This window comes from Rhizobium sp. CF122 (assembly GCF_000282035.1).
Classification (GTDB): domain Bacteria; phylum Pseudomonadota; class Alphaproteobacteria; order Rhizobiales; family Rhizobiaceae; genus Rhizobium.
Window position 1 is genome coordinate 37,709 of sequence record NZ_AKKA01000087.1, and the last position, 14,737, is coordinate 52,445.

14 protein-coding genes are annotated in these 14,737 nt (G+C 59.0%); 5 read left to right on the plus strand and 9 right to left on the minus strand.

All coding sequences use genetic code 11. From position 1 onward, the window contains the following. Window positions 1–203 precede the first annotated feature (203 nt). Together PMI09_RS22505 and PMI09_RS22510 are read left to right on the plus strand one after the other, a co-directional pair. Window positions 204–848 carry an SAM-dependent methyltransferase gene (locus PMI09_RS22505; RefSeq protein WP_007799864.1) on the plus strand — a complete coding sequence of 215 codons (645 nt, stop codon included), beginning with the start codon at window positions 204–206 and terminating at the stop codon, window positions 846–848. A gap of 424 nt (window positions 849–1,272) precedes the next feature. Beyond that, window positions 1,273–1,683 (plus strand): response regulator, encoded by a 411-nt coding sequence (locus PMI09_RS22510; protein ID WP_007799868.1) that lies wholly within the window; start codon window positions 1,273–1,275, stop codon window positions 1,681–1,683. Between the two features lie 7 nt (window positions 1,684–1,690). Here PMI09_RS22510 and uxuA read toward each other — a convergent pair whose 3' ends face one another. Further along, window positions 1,691–2,878: a mannonate dehydratase gene (gene uxuA / locus PMI09_RS22515; RefSeq protein ID WP_007799870.1), complete on the minus strand. Its 1,188-nt coding sequence runs from the start codon at window positions 2,876–2,878 to the stop codon at window positions 1,691–1,693. A gap of 123 nt (window positions 2,879–3,001) precedes the next feature. Here uxuA and PMI09_RS22520 point away from each other — a divergent pair, with 123 nt between their 5' ends. Beyond that, window positions 3,002–3,697 carry a FadR/GntR family transcriptional regulator gene (locus tag PMI09_RS22520; RefSeq protein WP_007799872.1) on the plus strand — a complete coding sequence of 232 codons (696 nt, stop codon included), beginning with the start codon at window positions 3,002–3,004 and terminating at the stop codon, window positions 3,695–3,697. After that, a complete protein-coding gene (locus tag PMI09_RS22525; protein ID WP_007799874.1) occupies window positions 3,697–4,482 on the plus strand; it encodes an SDR family NAD(P)-dependent oxidoreductase in 786 nt (261 codons plus the stop codon). The genes PMI09_RS22520 and PMI09_RS22525 overlap by 1 nt, the downstream gene beginning before the upstream one ends. Window positions 4,483–4,518: 36 nt before the next feature. On the opposite strand, the gene PMI09_RS22530 is transcribed toward PMI09_RS22525, so the two are convergent. The 5 genes from PMI09_RS22530 to PMI09_RS22550 form a co-directional block, all read right to left on the minus strand. Next, window positions 4,519–5,109 (minus strand): HupE/UreJ family protein, encoded by a 591-nt coding sequence (locus PMI09_RS22530; RefSeq protein WP_007799876.1) that lies wholly within the window; start codon window positions 5,107–5,109, stop codon window positions 4,519–4,521. 119 nt (window positions 5,110–5,228) lie between these two features. Continuing rightward, window positions 5,229–6,107 carry a copper homeostasis membrane protein CopD gene (gene copD, locus PMI09_RS22535; protein WP_007799878.1) on the minus strand — a complete coding sequence of 293 codons (879 nt, stop codon included), beginning with the start codon at window positions 6,105–6,107 and terminating at the stop codon, window positions 5,229–5,231. Next, complete coding sequence (gene copC, locus PMI09_RS22540; RefSeq protein WP_007799880.1) at window positions 6,104–6,472, minus strand: copper homeostasis periplasmic binding protein CopC; 369 nt, start codon at window positions 6,470–6,472, stop codon at window positions 6,104–6,106. The genes copD and copC overlap by 4 nt, the downstream gene beginning before the upstream one ends. A gap of 48 nt (window positions 6,473–6,520) precedes the next feature. Then, window positions 6,521–7,033, minus strand: coding sequence for a copper chaperone PCu(A)C (locus tag PMI09_RS22545; protein ID WP_007799882.1), 513 nt, complete (start codon window positions 7,031–7,033; stop codon window positions 6,521–6,523). A 169-nt stretch (window positions 7,034–7,202) separates the two neighbouring features. Continuing rightward, on the minus strand, window positions 7,203–7,607 hold the full coding sequence (locus PMI09_RS22550; RefSeq protein WP_007799885.1) for a hypothetical protein: 405 nt from the start codon (window positions 7,605–7,607) through the stop codon (window positions 7,203–7,205). A 232-nt stretch (window positions 7,608–7,839) separates the two neighbouring features. Between PMI09_RS22550 and PMI09_RS22555 the strand changes: the two genes are divergently transcribed. After that, a complete protein-coding gene (locus PMI09_RS22555; RefSeq protein ID WP_007799886.1) occupies window positions 7,840–11,469 on the plus strand; it encodes a hydantoinase B/oxoprolinase family protein in 3,630 nt (1,209 codons plus the stop codon). 21 nt (window positions 11,470–11,490) lie between these two features. Here the strand turns inward: PMI09_RS22555 and PMI09_RS22560 are convergent, their stop codons facing one another. The 3 genes from PMI09_RS22560 to PMI09_RS22570 are packed head-to-tail and all read right to left on the minus strand — an operon-like array spanning window position 11,491 to window position 14,507. Next, on the minus strand, window positions 11,491–12,363 hold the full coding sequence (locus PMI09_RS22560) for a hypothetical protein (protein WP_007799889.1): 873 nt from the start codon (window positions 12,361–12,363) through the stop codon (window positions 11,491–11,493). Window positions 12,364–12,418: 55 nt separating this feature from the next. Continuing rightward, a complete protein-coding gene (locus PMI09_RS22565; protein WP_007799892.1) occupies window positions 12,419–13,345 on the minus strand; it encodes a glycosyltransferase in 927 nt (308 codons plus the stop codon). Beyond that, window positions 13,317–14,507, minus strand: a complete 1,191-nt coding sequence (locus tag PMI09_RS22570) for a glycosyltransferase family 4 protein (RefSeq protein ID WP_244423805.1) — start codon at window positions 14,505–14,507, stop codon at window positions 13,317–13,319. The genes PMI09_RS22565 and PMI09_RS22570 overlap by 29 nt, the downstream gene beginning before the upstream one ends. Between the last annotated feature and the right edge of the window lie 230 nt (window positions 14,508–14,737).

Genomic DNA, 14,737 nt, shown 5'->3' on the forward strand with positions numbered 1-14,737 from the left:
CGACCCGCTCAAGGCACGCCAGATCATACTGCCCCCGCGCCACCGCTGGGCGTTTTCATTAGCCCAGAATTACGCTGTCAGACCACAGAAGGTGTTTCCGCCTTAGTTTATATCCTCCCCACTCATCCAATGAGCTAAGGCGACGTCCTGTTTTCGGCGAGCTACCCTAGCTTCGGCATCATTCTGGATGGGAGTGCTAGAAAATGGACGTTGCAGCAGCTCGTAATCTTTTCGTCAATGGCGATCGATCACTGTCAGCCCGTATCAGGCTGAAGCGCTGGGAAATGATGCTCAAGCTCATGCCTGATCTCCCTCGGATGAAAATCCTCGACCTCGGCGGGACGAGAAACTGGTGGCTCAAAGCGCCATTCCAACCGCCTCAGGTTACAATCGTCAATCTGGACATCGACGAACAGGCGGGAAGACTTACGACGGTTCGGGGCGATGCCTGCGAAGCTGATCGCCTGCTTACCGATCAGACTTTTGACTTGGTATTTTCAAACAGCCTGATCGAACATGTGGGTGGTCATCACGCATGGTCAAAGCTTGCCAATGTCGCCAGAAAGATGGCACCGCGGTACCTTATCCAAACCCCCTATCGATATTTCCCGGTAGAGCCTCACTGGTTGTTGCCGGGAATGCAGTTCTTGCCCCTACCCTTGCGCTACAAGGCTGCAATATGGTGGCCGCTAGGGCACACTTGGGGCTGGCCAAAGCCCCAGACGCTCGACGAGGTATTGTCGACACAACTGCTCACAGCAACGGAGATGCGCCGGTACTTTCCGGACGCCGAGCTGCATTGGGAGAAGTTCTTTGGTCTTCCGAAATCAATGATCGTCGTGAGATAAGAACCGCTTCCTTCATACGATGATCCCGCTGAGCGTGCCGCACGCCGTAAAGCGAAAGCGGTTGCTGCTTCTCGGGCGGTGAACTTACATTCCGAGGGGTTGATTGTGAGCTGAGACTGAAGATCGAGGAGCTCAAGCGCGACATTCATGGAGCCCGCCAGAGCGCAAGGCACGCCTTCGCCGCGCAATTTCCGCAGCGAACCCGCTTTCACCTTTGAGACAAACCGTTGATATCCCGGCAAAATCCATCGGATCTTACGTGCGCTGCGGCTTGTTGTTAACGATTTGTCAATGTTAACAGTGATTTGACCATGAACTATTTCGATCCAACCCGGAACATATCGGCCCAAGCGCCGTTCCCTCTTCGCCAACATGCAGTTGGGCATAACCAGTGTTGTGAAAAGAGCAGGAAAAGGGACGGTTCATGGACAGCGATGTCGAAAGCAAACCACGGACAAACCGGGTTGCCAGCCAAAGCGTCTTGATCGTCGAGGATGAGTTCCTCATTGCCATCGACCTTGAAGCGACTGTCAAGGACATGGGGCTCGACGTGATCGGTCTTGCAACCGACAAGGAGCAAGCGCTGAGGCTGGCGCCGATGGCAGATATCGCGTTTGTCGATGTCAACCTGGCTGACGGGGCGACAGGCCCCGAAATCGGCAGGCGTCTCGTCGAGGAATTCGGCGTGACGGTGGTTTTCATGACCGGCAACCCGGAAGCGGTCGCCGGACGAGTTCAGGGGGCGCTGAGCGTCGTCAGCAAGCCGACAACGCCCGCGATCGTGCAACGCTCGCTAAGGCATGCGCTCGAGGCGCGCGCCGTGGCAGAACGGTAGTGTGCACTCACGCAGCCTGAACGTCCAGCTGGTCCACCGCGGCAATCACGCCCCTGAGCTCCGCCAATCCTTTGAGCCGGCCGATGCAGGAATAGCCTGGATTGACCTTCTTCGCCTGGTCATCGATCAAAAGGTGGCCATGGTCGGGGCGCATCGGAATGACGCTGTCTGCTCTGCCGACCGCGGCCCGGCGGCGCTCCTCCCGGCGCAGCGCCGCGATCAGCGAGACCATGTTGACGTCTCCACCGAGGTGTTCGGATTCGACGAAGGAGCCATCCGGTTCCTTCGCCACATTTCGCAGGTGCGCGAAGTGGATGCGCTCGGCAAAACGGCTCGCCATACCGACGACGTCGTTTCCGTGGCGTGAGCCGTAGGAGCCGGCGCAAAGGGTTATACCGTTGGCAGTGTGATTGACTGCTGAAAGGATGGTCTCGATGTCCTCGGACTTTGATACGACGCGCGGCAGCCCAAACAGCGAGAACGGCGGATCGTCCGGGTGAATTGCCAGGCGCACGTTGTTTTCGGCCGCCACCGGCACGACCTCTTTCAGAAACTCGACCAGATTGCTGCGCATATCGTCGTCCGAGAGATCGTCGAACGCGGCAATATGCGTGCGAATGGTTTCGCGCGTGTGGCTGTCCTCGCCGCCGGGCAGACCCGCAATAATATTCCGTTCGAGGGTTTCCACAGTCTCCTCGCGCATGCCTGCCAGCCGCTCACGCGCCGCCTCGACGAGCGTAGTCTGGTAGCTTTCCTCGGCTGCAGCACGCTTCAAAACAAAGACGTCGTAAGCAATAAAGTCGATCATGTCGAAGCGAAGCGCCAAGCCGCCGACGGGGGTCGGGTAGAGAAGGTTTGTGCGCGTCCAGTCCACGACGGGCATGAAATTGTAGCAGACCACCGGCACGCCGCCTTTGCCGAGATTGGCAAGGCTCTGCTTCCACGCGTCGACATAACGGCGCCAGTTTTCGCTTCGCAGTTTGATAGCCGAATTGACAGGGATGGACTCGCAGACCGACCAGACCATACCGGCATTTTTCACGAGCGCCATGCGTTCGGCGACGTCGTCCGGGGTCCAAATTCGGCCGTCATAGATGTGGTGGAGGGCGGTTACGATGCCGTGCGCGCCTGCCTGACGAGCATGGGACAATGTGACCGGATCCTGTGGTCCGAACCAGCGCCAACTCTCCAACATTATAACACCTCCCTAAAATGTTGGACAATTAAGCGCATTTTTGGGGGCTCACGCAAGCCGAAAGCCGACCGTTGCCAAAATAAGGCCAACATATTAGGCTTTATAAAAACGGAGGTGCTGACTGTGGACTCAAGCAATCGCGCTTCGGCTGTGGATGATGTCGTCCGGCAAATCCGCGTTCTGATCCGCGAACGGGGGCTCGGCGTGGGCGACGTCTTGCCGAGCGAAGTCGAGCTGGCCACGATGTTCGATTCCAGTCGCAATACGGTGCGCGAAGCCTTCCGCACCTTGAAGGCCTATGGTGTCGCCGAATCCAGGCAAAAGGTCGGCGCCGTCCTGACAGACCAGCATCAGAACGCGATGCGCGATCTTTTCTCCTTCGCCATGGAGATTTCAGTCGACGCCTTCCGCGACATACAGGGATATCGGCGGCTCACAGAAATGAACCTGTTTGATCTGCTTGCTGAACGCCTGACCGACCAGGCTCTTGCCGAGATGGAAGCGGTCAATGCAGCCATCCTGACGGCGCAAAACGCCGAGCGTGCCTCCGAGCTTGACTTCCAGTTTCACCGCCTGCTGGTGGACGCGGCCGGCAATCGTACATTGTCGGAAACTTATGGCATGTTGAAGCCGGTCATTCAGCGATTGATGCTTGCGGGCAAATCGCAACGACCGACATTGCAGGCGGTCGTGGCCGAGCACCGCGACATTCTTCATGCCCTTCGTGATCGCGACCGGATTGCCTTTGTCTACCATATGGATCGACATCTCAGCGCCGGTCTTGAATTCATTTCTACCGAGAAGAGTGGGGGAGGCTGATGGGAGAATTCACCGGCAAGATCGCAATCGTCACTGGGACCACCGGCATCGGACGCGCGATCGCCTTGCATCTGGCGCGCGAAGGAGCCGCCGTCGCGTCCCTTGGCATCGATGAAAAGGCGAACAACGAGCTTGCGGAGATCGGTGCCGCAGCGGGTCTGGCCCTTCGTGTCATCCATGCGGATGTTTCCATCCCCACCAACGTGGCCGACGCCGTTGGCGAAGCCGTCGCCGCGTTTGGGGGCGTCGATATCATCGTCAATTCGGCGGCGGTGCATCCTTACGGCAATGCCACGGACACGCCCTTTGAGACGTTCATGCGCTGCATGGCGGTGAACGTCGGCTCGATCCATCTGACAGCGGAATATGGCATACCGGAAATGCGCAAGCGCGGCGGCGGCGCGATCATCAATATCTCGAGCGTACAAGGCTTTGCGTGCCAGTCCGGCGTCTCGGCCTACGTCGCATCGAAGGGGGCGATCCACGCATTGACGCGGGCGATGGCGATCGACTTTGCGGCAGACAATATTCGCGTCGTGTCGATCAGCCCCGGTTCGGTGCGTACGCCGATCCTGGAACTCGCCGCGCGCACATTCGAAGGAGAGGAAGCTGACGTCGATGCCGTGTTTCGACGTTTCGGCGAAGCGCACCCACTTGGCCGCATTGGTGAGCCCGAAGAGGTGGCCGCACTCGCGGCCTTCCTCGCGTCGGATAAGGCTGCGTTCATTACCGGATCGGATCACCGCATCGATGGGGGGCTGACGGCTGGTATCGGCGTGCGCTGAGGGTCTGCCTGACCCTTCGCCCGGGCAGCCCAATGGCTAAATCAGGCCCGTGAGCAGGCCGACGCCGGCCACTGCAGCAATGCCGCCAGCCGGGCGCATGACAATTGCGCCCTGCTTGCCGACCAGATAACCGAGGGCAATGCCGGCAATGTGCAGCGCTGCCGTCGCCAGCATGAAGCCCGCCGCATAGGCGATGCCGCCGGCCGCCGCCGGCATTTCGGAGCCGTGTGCGTATCCGTGAAAGATCGCAAAGAGGCCGACGACCCCTGCTGCGATGGCGACGGGAGCGCGGATACCAAGCGCGACGACGGCTCCAAGGATGATGACGGAGAACGCGATTCCGGCTTCGACAAAGGGGAGCGAAATTCCCAGCATGCCTGGTGCGCCGCCGACGGCCATTACCGAGACGAAGGTTGTCGGAACGAGCCAGAGCGCACGGCCGCCGAGCTGCCAGGCGAGAACGCCGACAAGGACCATCGCGAGGACGTGATCGACCCCCGAGACGGGGTGGGTGAAACCGTGAACGAAACCAACCGTTTGTCCAAGACCGGTGTGGGCGAAGGCGAGTGATGGGGCAAAGACGCAAGCCGCGATCGCGGCGCTAAATCTGGAAATCTTTGAAAACATAGATGGCCCCTACTTTGTGCATGTTGCGCCGAAAATGGCACGCGGGATCAGGGGGATAAAGCGAAAAAATGAGCGACACCGTCATTTGACGTAGGTCGGCTTCCAAAATGTCGACCCCCTCAAGTTGGCTGCAATGTGCCAAACACAGAGACAAGGCCAAGCACGGCGAAGCCCAAGGCTATTTCGGCGCCAGTCGCCCACTTGAGCGGTTGCAGTGATGGGTTGCGAGAGAGCCTCGGGACAAGAAGGTAGCGATTGGTTACCGCAAGCGCGACCAATACGAACACGATCAGGATCTTGATGCTGAGCAGGAACTGATAGTCGAGCTGCCAATCCAGCGGAGCAGATCCGACGATCAGGATCGTATTGATGATGCCGGTCATGATGACGAGAGCGACCGCAACATGGCCCGCGGTCGAAAACCGCATCAGCGCCGTCCGTGCATCCTGCTGCCATCGCGCGTCGTGGAGCATCGGCAAGATAACGACGACAGGTATTAGCGCGCCGAGCCAGGCGCCACCTGACAGGAGATGAAGGCCATGGTTGAGGCGATGCATCGTGCGTAACCAGTCGCTATTCATCGCGGCATGACCGCTGATCGTGAGGCTGATGAGCAACAGCCCGGCGCTGAGCGCGCGGACGCGGTATCTGAACCGGACTGGTGCTAGGCAAGAGGCGACCAGCAGAATGGCGGCACCAACCTGGGCAATCCAGGCCTGCCCGACACTGGTTTCCGAAAGGATGGAGCTCAGCATCTGCGGCGCAAGCGCATCGGCCCAGCCGTCTCCGATCGTTGCCGCTTGCAGCGGGAGATGCGACGCGGTCGTGCCGATGATCAAGAGGGTTGCAAGAGCATACCAATGCCGGAGCCGTCGGCCCACCTGTGCCGCCAAGTCTGCAGGCATGATCCAGCAGATGTAAGCTGACGCGCCCCATAGAAATACGGCGGCGCCATCAAACAGGAAGCGGCACAGGATGAGCGCAGCGTCTGGTGTCACGGCTTGACCGTGAAGCGGTAAGTACCGTTGGTCTTATGCCCGTCCGTCGACAGGACGTGGAATTCCACCGCGTAAGCGCCCGGGCTCAGCGTTTGCGCAAGAGGGACCATCAGCGTCCTGCCTTCATCCATCAACATAGCGTCGCCGATTTTCACTACAGCCTTGTCTGGGCCGATGATTTTCACACCGGAGAACTTGATGTTGAGCTCTTCTGAGAAGTGAAGGTCGAGTTCGGCAGGGGAGGCAGCGACCGTTGCCTTGTCGGCAGGAACAGTTTTTGTCAGGTGTGCATGCGCGAGGGCTTGCCCGGCAAAGCCGAGGATTGCAACGGCGGACAATGCGACAAGGTTGGAAAGTGTCGACATGTTCTTACTTCCTAAATTCAGACGACGGTTTCGCTAGGGGTAGTAAGCCTATTGCGGTTTGGACATATCCATGCCGCCCATGTCGGAGTGGTGGTCTTTGCCACCGGCTCCCGCAGCGCTTCCAACATCAAATTCAACGTCGACGGAGCCCGCCTTCTCAAATGTTAAGGTTGCCTTGATCATCTCGCCCTCTTTGAAGGGCTTTTCCACGCCCATGAACATGACGTGGAAGCCGCCAGGTTTCAGCTCGACGGTCTGGCCGGCCGGAATGACGAGCCCTCCCGCAACGGAGCGCATGGTCATTACACCGTTGTTGACGCTCATCTGATGGACTTCGGTTGTCGCGGCCCGATCAGACGTGATGCTGACCAGCTTGTCGTCAGTCGAACCGGTGTTGGTCAGCTTCAGGTAGCCGCCACCGACCTTGGCGCCCGGCACCATGGCGCGCGCATGCGGGTGGGCGATGTCGATGTCGCCGACCTTGATGTCATTGGCCGCGGCAACGGCAGTAATTAGACCGGTAAACAGGAGGCCGGCGATGAAGGTTGTAAGCTTTTTCATGATGGCTATTCTCGGTTTGGCCGTCACGTGGGTCAGCGGATCATGCCGGCCTCGTTGACGTGCGTGTGTGAATGAAATGAGACGATGCGATCCACGAGTGCTCGACCGGCGCACCGGCGAATGACGACCGACAATGTACTGATGTCACGGTGTCGACCGCGGCTCAGGATTACCCAAAAACCGGAATCTGGGGCGGCGCTCTCGGGCCTTTGTTGGGCGGAAACGGTTCCTCGTTCCTTGCTTCACGCATCACCGGTAGGGTGATGCTGGTGTTGATCCGAAGACTTACAACGTCAGCTAAATTGGGCAACGGCAGGAGAGTCGAGGCAGCAATACGGCATGCCTCACAGCCATGGCTATGCGCGTTTCCATGTTGATCGACGGCATGCTTGCTGCCGTCAGTGCAGATGACAGGCAGTGTGCCGTCCGGCAGAACGTACTCGGCGAACTCTGCGGGAACGAAGCTGTCTTTGACGAAGGCCGGAGCCTGGTGAGCGAATCCGACAAACAGAAGTGCGATGGCGCAAGATATGCGCACCATCCACTGCATGAATATCGATTGCTTCGGTTTCAACTGCCGCCTCCCGACGACGGGACTGTCTGTGCGGATGACACCAATAAGTCCGATTGCAGCAATTTGAAAGAGGCTCGCTGCAGGGGCTTATCGAGAAAGCGAGCGTTGGCATCACCGCTCCGGATCATGCCGACTTCGATACGCTGAATGATCAGGTCAATTTTATGGATTGTTTTGCTCGAGCAGGCGCGGCACTAACACCGATAGCTAGTCTTCGGTACGGAGTGAGGATATGTCTAACGGGGTGTGGGACTTCTGGATTGATCGTGGAGGCACGTTCACCGACATTGTGGGCCGCGCACCCGATGGCAGTTTGCATCCGCGAAAGCTTCTTTCCGAAAACCCGGAAGCCTATCGGGACGCAGCGGTTCACGGAATCCGAGGGCTCCTGGGCCTCAAGGAAGAGGATCCCATTCCGGCCGATCGCATTGGCGACATTCGCATGGGAACGACGGTTGCCACAAATGCGCTACTGGAACGCAAGGGCGACAGGGTGCTATTGCTGATCACGAAGGGATTCCGTGACGCGCTCCGCATCGCCTACCAGGCGCGCCCCGATATTTTCGCCAAGGAAATCATTCTACCAGAACAACTTTATGAGCGCGTCGTCGAAGTCGACGAGCGTGTGCGCGTGGACGGTTCGATCGAGGTGCCGCTTGAGACCTCCAGTGTCGAGGCGGCGATCGCAACAGCGAGGGCCGATGGTTTCGATGCCGTCGCCATCGTGTTCATGCACGCCTACAAGTTTCCCCAGCATGAAACAGTGGTCGCACAGCTGTGCCGGGCGGCGGGCTTCAAGCAGATTTCAGTGAGCCACGAAGTCTCTCCGCTGCTCAAGCTGGTCGGCCGCGGCGATACGACTGTCGTGGACGCTTACCTTTCACCGATCCTGTCGCGTTACGTCCAAGAGGTGGCTGGCGATTTGGGCGTGGCACGTGCCGGGAATGCCTCGCCGCGTCTCAGTTTCATGATGTCATCGGGTGGCCTGACTGCTGCAGATATGTTCCGGGGAAAGGACGCACTCCTCTCCGGACCGGCCGGGGGCGTGGTCGGAATGGTGGAGACTGCAAAGCTTGCCGGTTTCGACAAGGTCATCGGGTTCGACATGGGGGGAACCTCAACCGATGTCGCCCACTATGCCGGCGAGTATGAACGTGCCTTCGAGACCGAAGTTGCAGGGGTTCGTGTAAGGGCGCCGATGATGCGCATTCACACGGTCGCCGCCGGCGGCGGCTCCATCCTTCATTTTGAAGCTGGTCGTTTTCGCGTTGGCCCCGATTCGGCCGGTGCCAACCCGGGCCCAGCCTGCTATCGTCGCGGCGGTCGGCTGGCGGTAACCGACGCCAACGTCATGCTTGGCAAGCTGCAACCAGACCTGTTTCCCGCAATCTTCGGGCCCGGCCAGAACGAGCCGCTGGACATTGAGGCCGTGCGCCAAAGATTCGAGGACCTATCGGTGCAAGCAGCCACCGGGCATAGCGCGGCGAGTGTTGCGGAAGGCTTCATCAAGATCGCAGTTGAAAATATGGCCAACGCCATCAAGAAGATTTCGGTGCAGCGTGGTTACGACGTGACCGGCTACCTGCTGAACTGCTTCGGCGGTGCCGGAGGTCAGCATGCCTGCCTCGTTGCCGATGCCCTCGGGATGTCCACGGTGCTCATCCACCCGTTCTCAGGCCTGCTCTCCGCCTACGGCATGGGCTTGTCATCGATCTTCGCATCGCGACAGCAAGCGTTCATCAAACCCTTATCCGCAGAGGTGCTCCCGGAGCTCGGTCGTTTGATCGAAACCTTGAGCGTGGACGTTCGCGAAGAATTGGAGGCACAAGGCATTTCCCCCTCTTCAATGGAATTCAGGCCCGTCCTGGACTTGCGCTATGAGGGTACGGATACCGCGTTGCCGGTCGACTTCAGCCTTGGCTCGATATCAGGTGCCAGGGCCGACTTCGAGCGGGCGCATAAGGCGCAGTTTGGCTTCATCTACGACGGGAAACCAATTGTCGTTGAATCCGTGGGCGTCGAGGGAACCGATCAATCCGCGGACCGCTATCAGGAGGCAAGTCACGAGGCGGCGGCAAGGGTCGCTCATGCTCCTCAAAGCCGTCGCGTATTCTTCGAGGGCGCCTGGTGTGATGCCAGCGTTTTCAAGCGTAAGGATCTCTCCCCCGGTTGCCAAGCGCTCGGTCCAGCACTTGTCATCGAAGCCAATCAGACAATTGTCGTCGAGCCTGGATGGCAGGCAGAAATCACCTCAAGAAACCACGTGTTGCTGCGCCGTATTGAAAAGAAGAAGACTGCAGCAGCGCTGGGGACTGAGGCCGATCCGATTATGCTGGAGATATTCAACAATCTCTTCATGTCGATCGCCGAACAGATGGGCGTCACGCTGCAAAACACCGCCTATTCCGTCAATATCAAAGAACGGTTGGATTTTTCTTGCGCTGTCTTCGATCGAACCGGCGCGCTGGTGGCCAATGCACCGCATATGCCGGTTCATCTCGGCTCCATGGACCGGTCAGTCGAAACGATCATCAAATTGAACACAGGGAATATCCACCCGGGTGATGTGTTCGCGCTCAACGCCCCTTACAACGGTGGCACCCATCTCCCCGATATAACAGTCGTCACGCCTGTCTTTGACGACGCGGGAACCGAGATCCTGTTTTATGTCGCCTCGCGCGGACATCACGCCGACATAGGAGGAACCGCACCGGGCTCGATGACACCGCTTGCGACGACCGTTGAAGAGGAAGGTGTCCTTTTCGATAATTTCCAACTGGTCGAAGGCGGCCGTTTTCGCGAAGCCGAACTGTTCGAGCTCCTCACAAATCATCGTTATCCGGCGCGCAATCCGCACCAGAACATCGCCGACTTAAAGGCTCAGATTGCCTCGAACGAAAAGGGCGTGGCGGAGTTGCGCAAAATGGTTGCCCATTTTGGCCTCTCGGTGGTCGAAGCCTATATGGGGCATGTCCAGGACAATGCGGCCGAAAGTGTGCGTCGTGTCATCGATCGCTTGCCGGACACGGCCCAATACCACTACCCGACCGACACGGGGCAAGTCATCAAGGTCAAGATCACAGTTGATCGCGAGAAACGTGAGGCCACCGTTGATTTTACTGGCACGTCCCAGGTGGAGATGAACAACTTCAATGCGCCGGAACCGGTCACCCGCGCTGCGGTTCTTTACGCATTCCGCGTGATGGTTGAAGCGAACATCCCGATGAACGCCGGCTGCCTGAGACCGATAAACATCATCATCCCGGACGGTTGTATGCTAAGGCCTGCCTATCCTGCCGCGGTTGTCGCGGGAAATGTTGAGACGTCGCAGCATGTAACCAACGCGCTCTTCGGCGCCATGGGAGCGATGGCCAATTCGCAGGGTACGATGAATAATCTGACCTTCGGAAATGCCAAGTACCAGTACTACGAAACGATTTGCTCGGGCTCGCCTGCGGGACAGATGAACGACGGGCGCGGCTTTGCCGGGACGGCTGGCGTTCATACCCACATGACAAATTCGCGGCTCACCGACCCCGAGGTGCTGGAACTTCGATTCCCGGTCCTGTTGGAGGACTTCCACATCAGACCGGGCTCGGGCGGAAGCGGCAAATGGAACGCAGGCGACGGAACCGAGCGAACCATTCGGTTTTTGGAGCGGATGGAAAGCGCAATTCTGTCCTCCCACCGCGACCACCCGCCTCGGGGAATAAACGGGGGCGGCAACGGCCGTGTGGGGGCAACGAGCGTGCGACGGCTGGATGGTAGCGTGGAGGTGCTGAAGGCAAGCGATCAGACGGTATTGGAAGCGGGTGAGGCGATCATCGTCACAACGCCGACAGCCGGCGGCTTCGGAAGCTGACCGTAGTCCCGCTGGGAGCGGCTAGCGCGCCTCCAGCGGGGTTCCGTCGTCCCAGACATTGCCGCGCCACGCATTACCTTCGCCCCCCGCATGAAAGGACGTGGTCGGTCCATAGACCGCGCAGTTGCCATTAGGTCCCCGTTCCCAAACATTGTCGGCAACGACAACGTAGGTCGGGTTGTCCCCGAACGGTTTCCCAGGACTCAACCCGAATGACGTGCAAAAGCCGCCTGGAGTTGCGCGGAAGAAATTGCGTTCGAAGCGGAACCTGGTCAGTGCGGAAAAATCGGCGTAGATTTGTGCGCTTCCCGAGCAACCGCCACCCACATCATTGTCCGGTACGTCGCACACGATCGTGTTGTGCCGCAACGTTACGTCATGCCCGCCATTTGAGAGAAAACCGCCGAGATGTTGGGGTTTCCCTGGTTGCATGTATTGGCCATGCAACCAAGAGTCCTCAACGAGGCACTCCGGCGTGCACTGAATGCTTGTCTGTCCGCCCCTGACCTCCGAGCGCCGCACCGTGACATTGGAGAATCCGATGGCCGGCCCCTGCCATTTCCCGCCGTCGACCTCACTGTCCTCGATCGTCAATGATACGCCTCGTCCGTCAACATCGATGCGCGAGGTCTTGCTTCGCGAGATGACGACGCCGGTTGTCCGGATCACCAGCGGACAGCTGACCGTCTTCGCATCGATGATGGTGTTGGGCTGCGTGATCTCGCAAGGGCCATCGTAGGGCGTCAAGGTAATTCCGGATGGTATCCCGGTATTGTCCGGGCCTGGAAACGCCGCCAGGTCGACCCCTCCTGCCGCCTGCGTTCCCCACCCACCGACTGCGGCAGCAAGAATGAGTGAAAGCGCAGGATGCGTGTTGCGGTTGTCGATAGGCATTGGAGTTCCTGTTTCAAATGATCGGCGTCGTGCGGCATGCAGGCCTTCTGGTCGCCTAGCTATCGCGGGGCAGGGCCGGCATGGATGCCGGGTTCCATTGAGCGCTCATGCGTGTCGCGCTGGCCCCAAACGCAAGCGATAGCATGATCGCTGCCCTGTAGCAGCGAATGAGGGTCAGACCGGTGAAGGCCAGGAGCCGCGCTCTTATTCCATGCAGGCGGTCCGAGCGGCCGATGCGGAACCACTCGGCAGCCGGCGACAGAGCGACGGCTGCCGTGCGAAGCATCCATCGCGGCCACCAGGCGCGTCGCGCGCGAACACGCGCAAAATCGTGAGCCGTGTGTCGCTGCCACTTGCGTGCCAGCTCTGCAAACGTTTTGCGGGCGGGGTGAAAGACGATCATGTCGGGGCAGTACCGCGTCTGATATCCGCAACTCAAGGCCCGCTGGCCCCAGTCGCGGTCTTCAGCAATGTCGATGCCGCCAAATTTGCCCACGGCGGCAAAAACATTCGCTCGCGCTGCCAGGTTTCCGGTGCCGGTGAAGCCCTGTTTGGCGATGTATTCCTTCATTCGATAGGCATAAACACTCTCATAAGCTTCCAGAAGCGTCGGGCATGCGGGATCTTCAAAGCCGATGCGCACATCGCCCCCGATAATGGTCACGCTCGAGTCAGCAAACTGGCGCTCGATTTCACTGAGCCAAACGCTGCTTGCCCGACAGTCCGCGTCGATAAATGCGAGAATGTCGCCTGTCGCTTTCGATACGCCACGGTTGCGTGCCGGCCCCGGGCCCGGCACCGTCTCCGACAGCAGAACCGTTCCGGGATGAGCTGCGCAAACCCCAGTGGGCAGTTGCTTCGAGCCGTTGTCGACGACAATGATCTCGTAGGGTTGCCGGACGCCGGTCTGGGCTGCGAGAGACGCCAGGCAGGTGCTCAGCAGTTCCGGTTGGTCAAGATGCGGGATAATGACGCTGATCATTGATATCCAGGCTCCTGCGAAGCAGGCTTCGGTAAGCCCCTAGGTAGCGACGTGATTCCGTCGTCCATCTGAACTCGCGTTCGGCCACGGCCCGGCCCACGGAAGCCATCTCGCTGCAGCGTCGCGGGTCGTCGACGAGGGAGAGAATGCCCTCAGCCAAGGCCATCGGCGTATGCTCGCGCACCACCACAGCCGCGTTTCCGGCGTCGCGTGTGGCTTGTCTGAGGTCGAATTGAACGATCGGCAAACCGAGCATCATGTATTCAAAGACCTTGTTCATCGAAAGCTTGTCATTGAAGTCATTCGGGGGGTCGGGAATGACGCCCACATCCAGCGCCGAAAGGTGCGCCATCAGAGGTTGACCGGTCAGATAACCGCTGAAGCGTAGGACGTGATTGAGGCCCAACTCGGTCGCCATCGCCCGCAGGCGCGGCAGTTCAGGGCCGTCGCCGATGATCAGGCCGTGAACATCGTTGCGCTTGCGGACATGGACGATCTCTGCCAGGGCGCGAACGAGCGATTCCACCCCGTCCTGCTCGCCCATGATGCCAATATAGCCGATCAGATGTTTGCCGGGTATGACCAGGGACGGGTCGGCAATGGTGCGGCGGAAGCGCGACGCTTCGGGATAGCTCTTGACGACAATCACGCGATCAGGCGCCATGCCGCCACGCGAGATTGCGATATCCCTGAAGGTTTCGTTCGTGGCGATGCTGGCATCTGCCATTTTGAAGGTCTGCTTCTCGAAGAAACAGAGGAGGCGATAAAGGATGTCCTTCCGCCCGAACTTCGTCACGTAGAGTTCGGGGCTGAGATCGTGGTGGTCGAACACAAAGCGCGTGCCAAATAGAAGTTTGTGTACGAGCGCGACGAGAAACATCAGGTCGGGAGGGTTGCAGGCCTGAATGGCATCGATCGACTGTCGGCGCCGGACGCGAAACGACAGACGCATCTGATGGAAGAGAGCCATCCAATATTCCCGAAGATAGCCGGCGGCGGACTTCGCCTCGCGAAGTGGATGCCGGTAGATGTGCACGCCGTTCAGCACCTCGTAGCTCTTGTCGTGTCCCTTCCCTTGCGGGCAGATGACGGAAACGTCGAACCCGGCTTCAACGAGCGCCTGTGCTTCCTGCCAGACTCGGCGATCGAAGGGGACCGGCAAGTTCTCGACCAAGATTAGAATATGGTTGTTCCTAGAAATGGCGGCCTCCCGTGTGTTTATTGAGCGGGTTTGTGCCTCAATTCAAATCTCTTCAGAGGAAATTCTCCAGTTAGCAAACGGGATAGTCGAGCGGATCTTTTGTGTATATCCGCTTCAGCCATAAGGGTATCTACCAAGTAGGTCAGTTATACTTGTAAAACAGTGGTCCGGATTTGATGGTGTTTGTAACG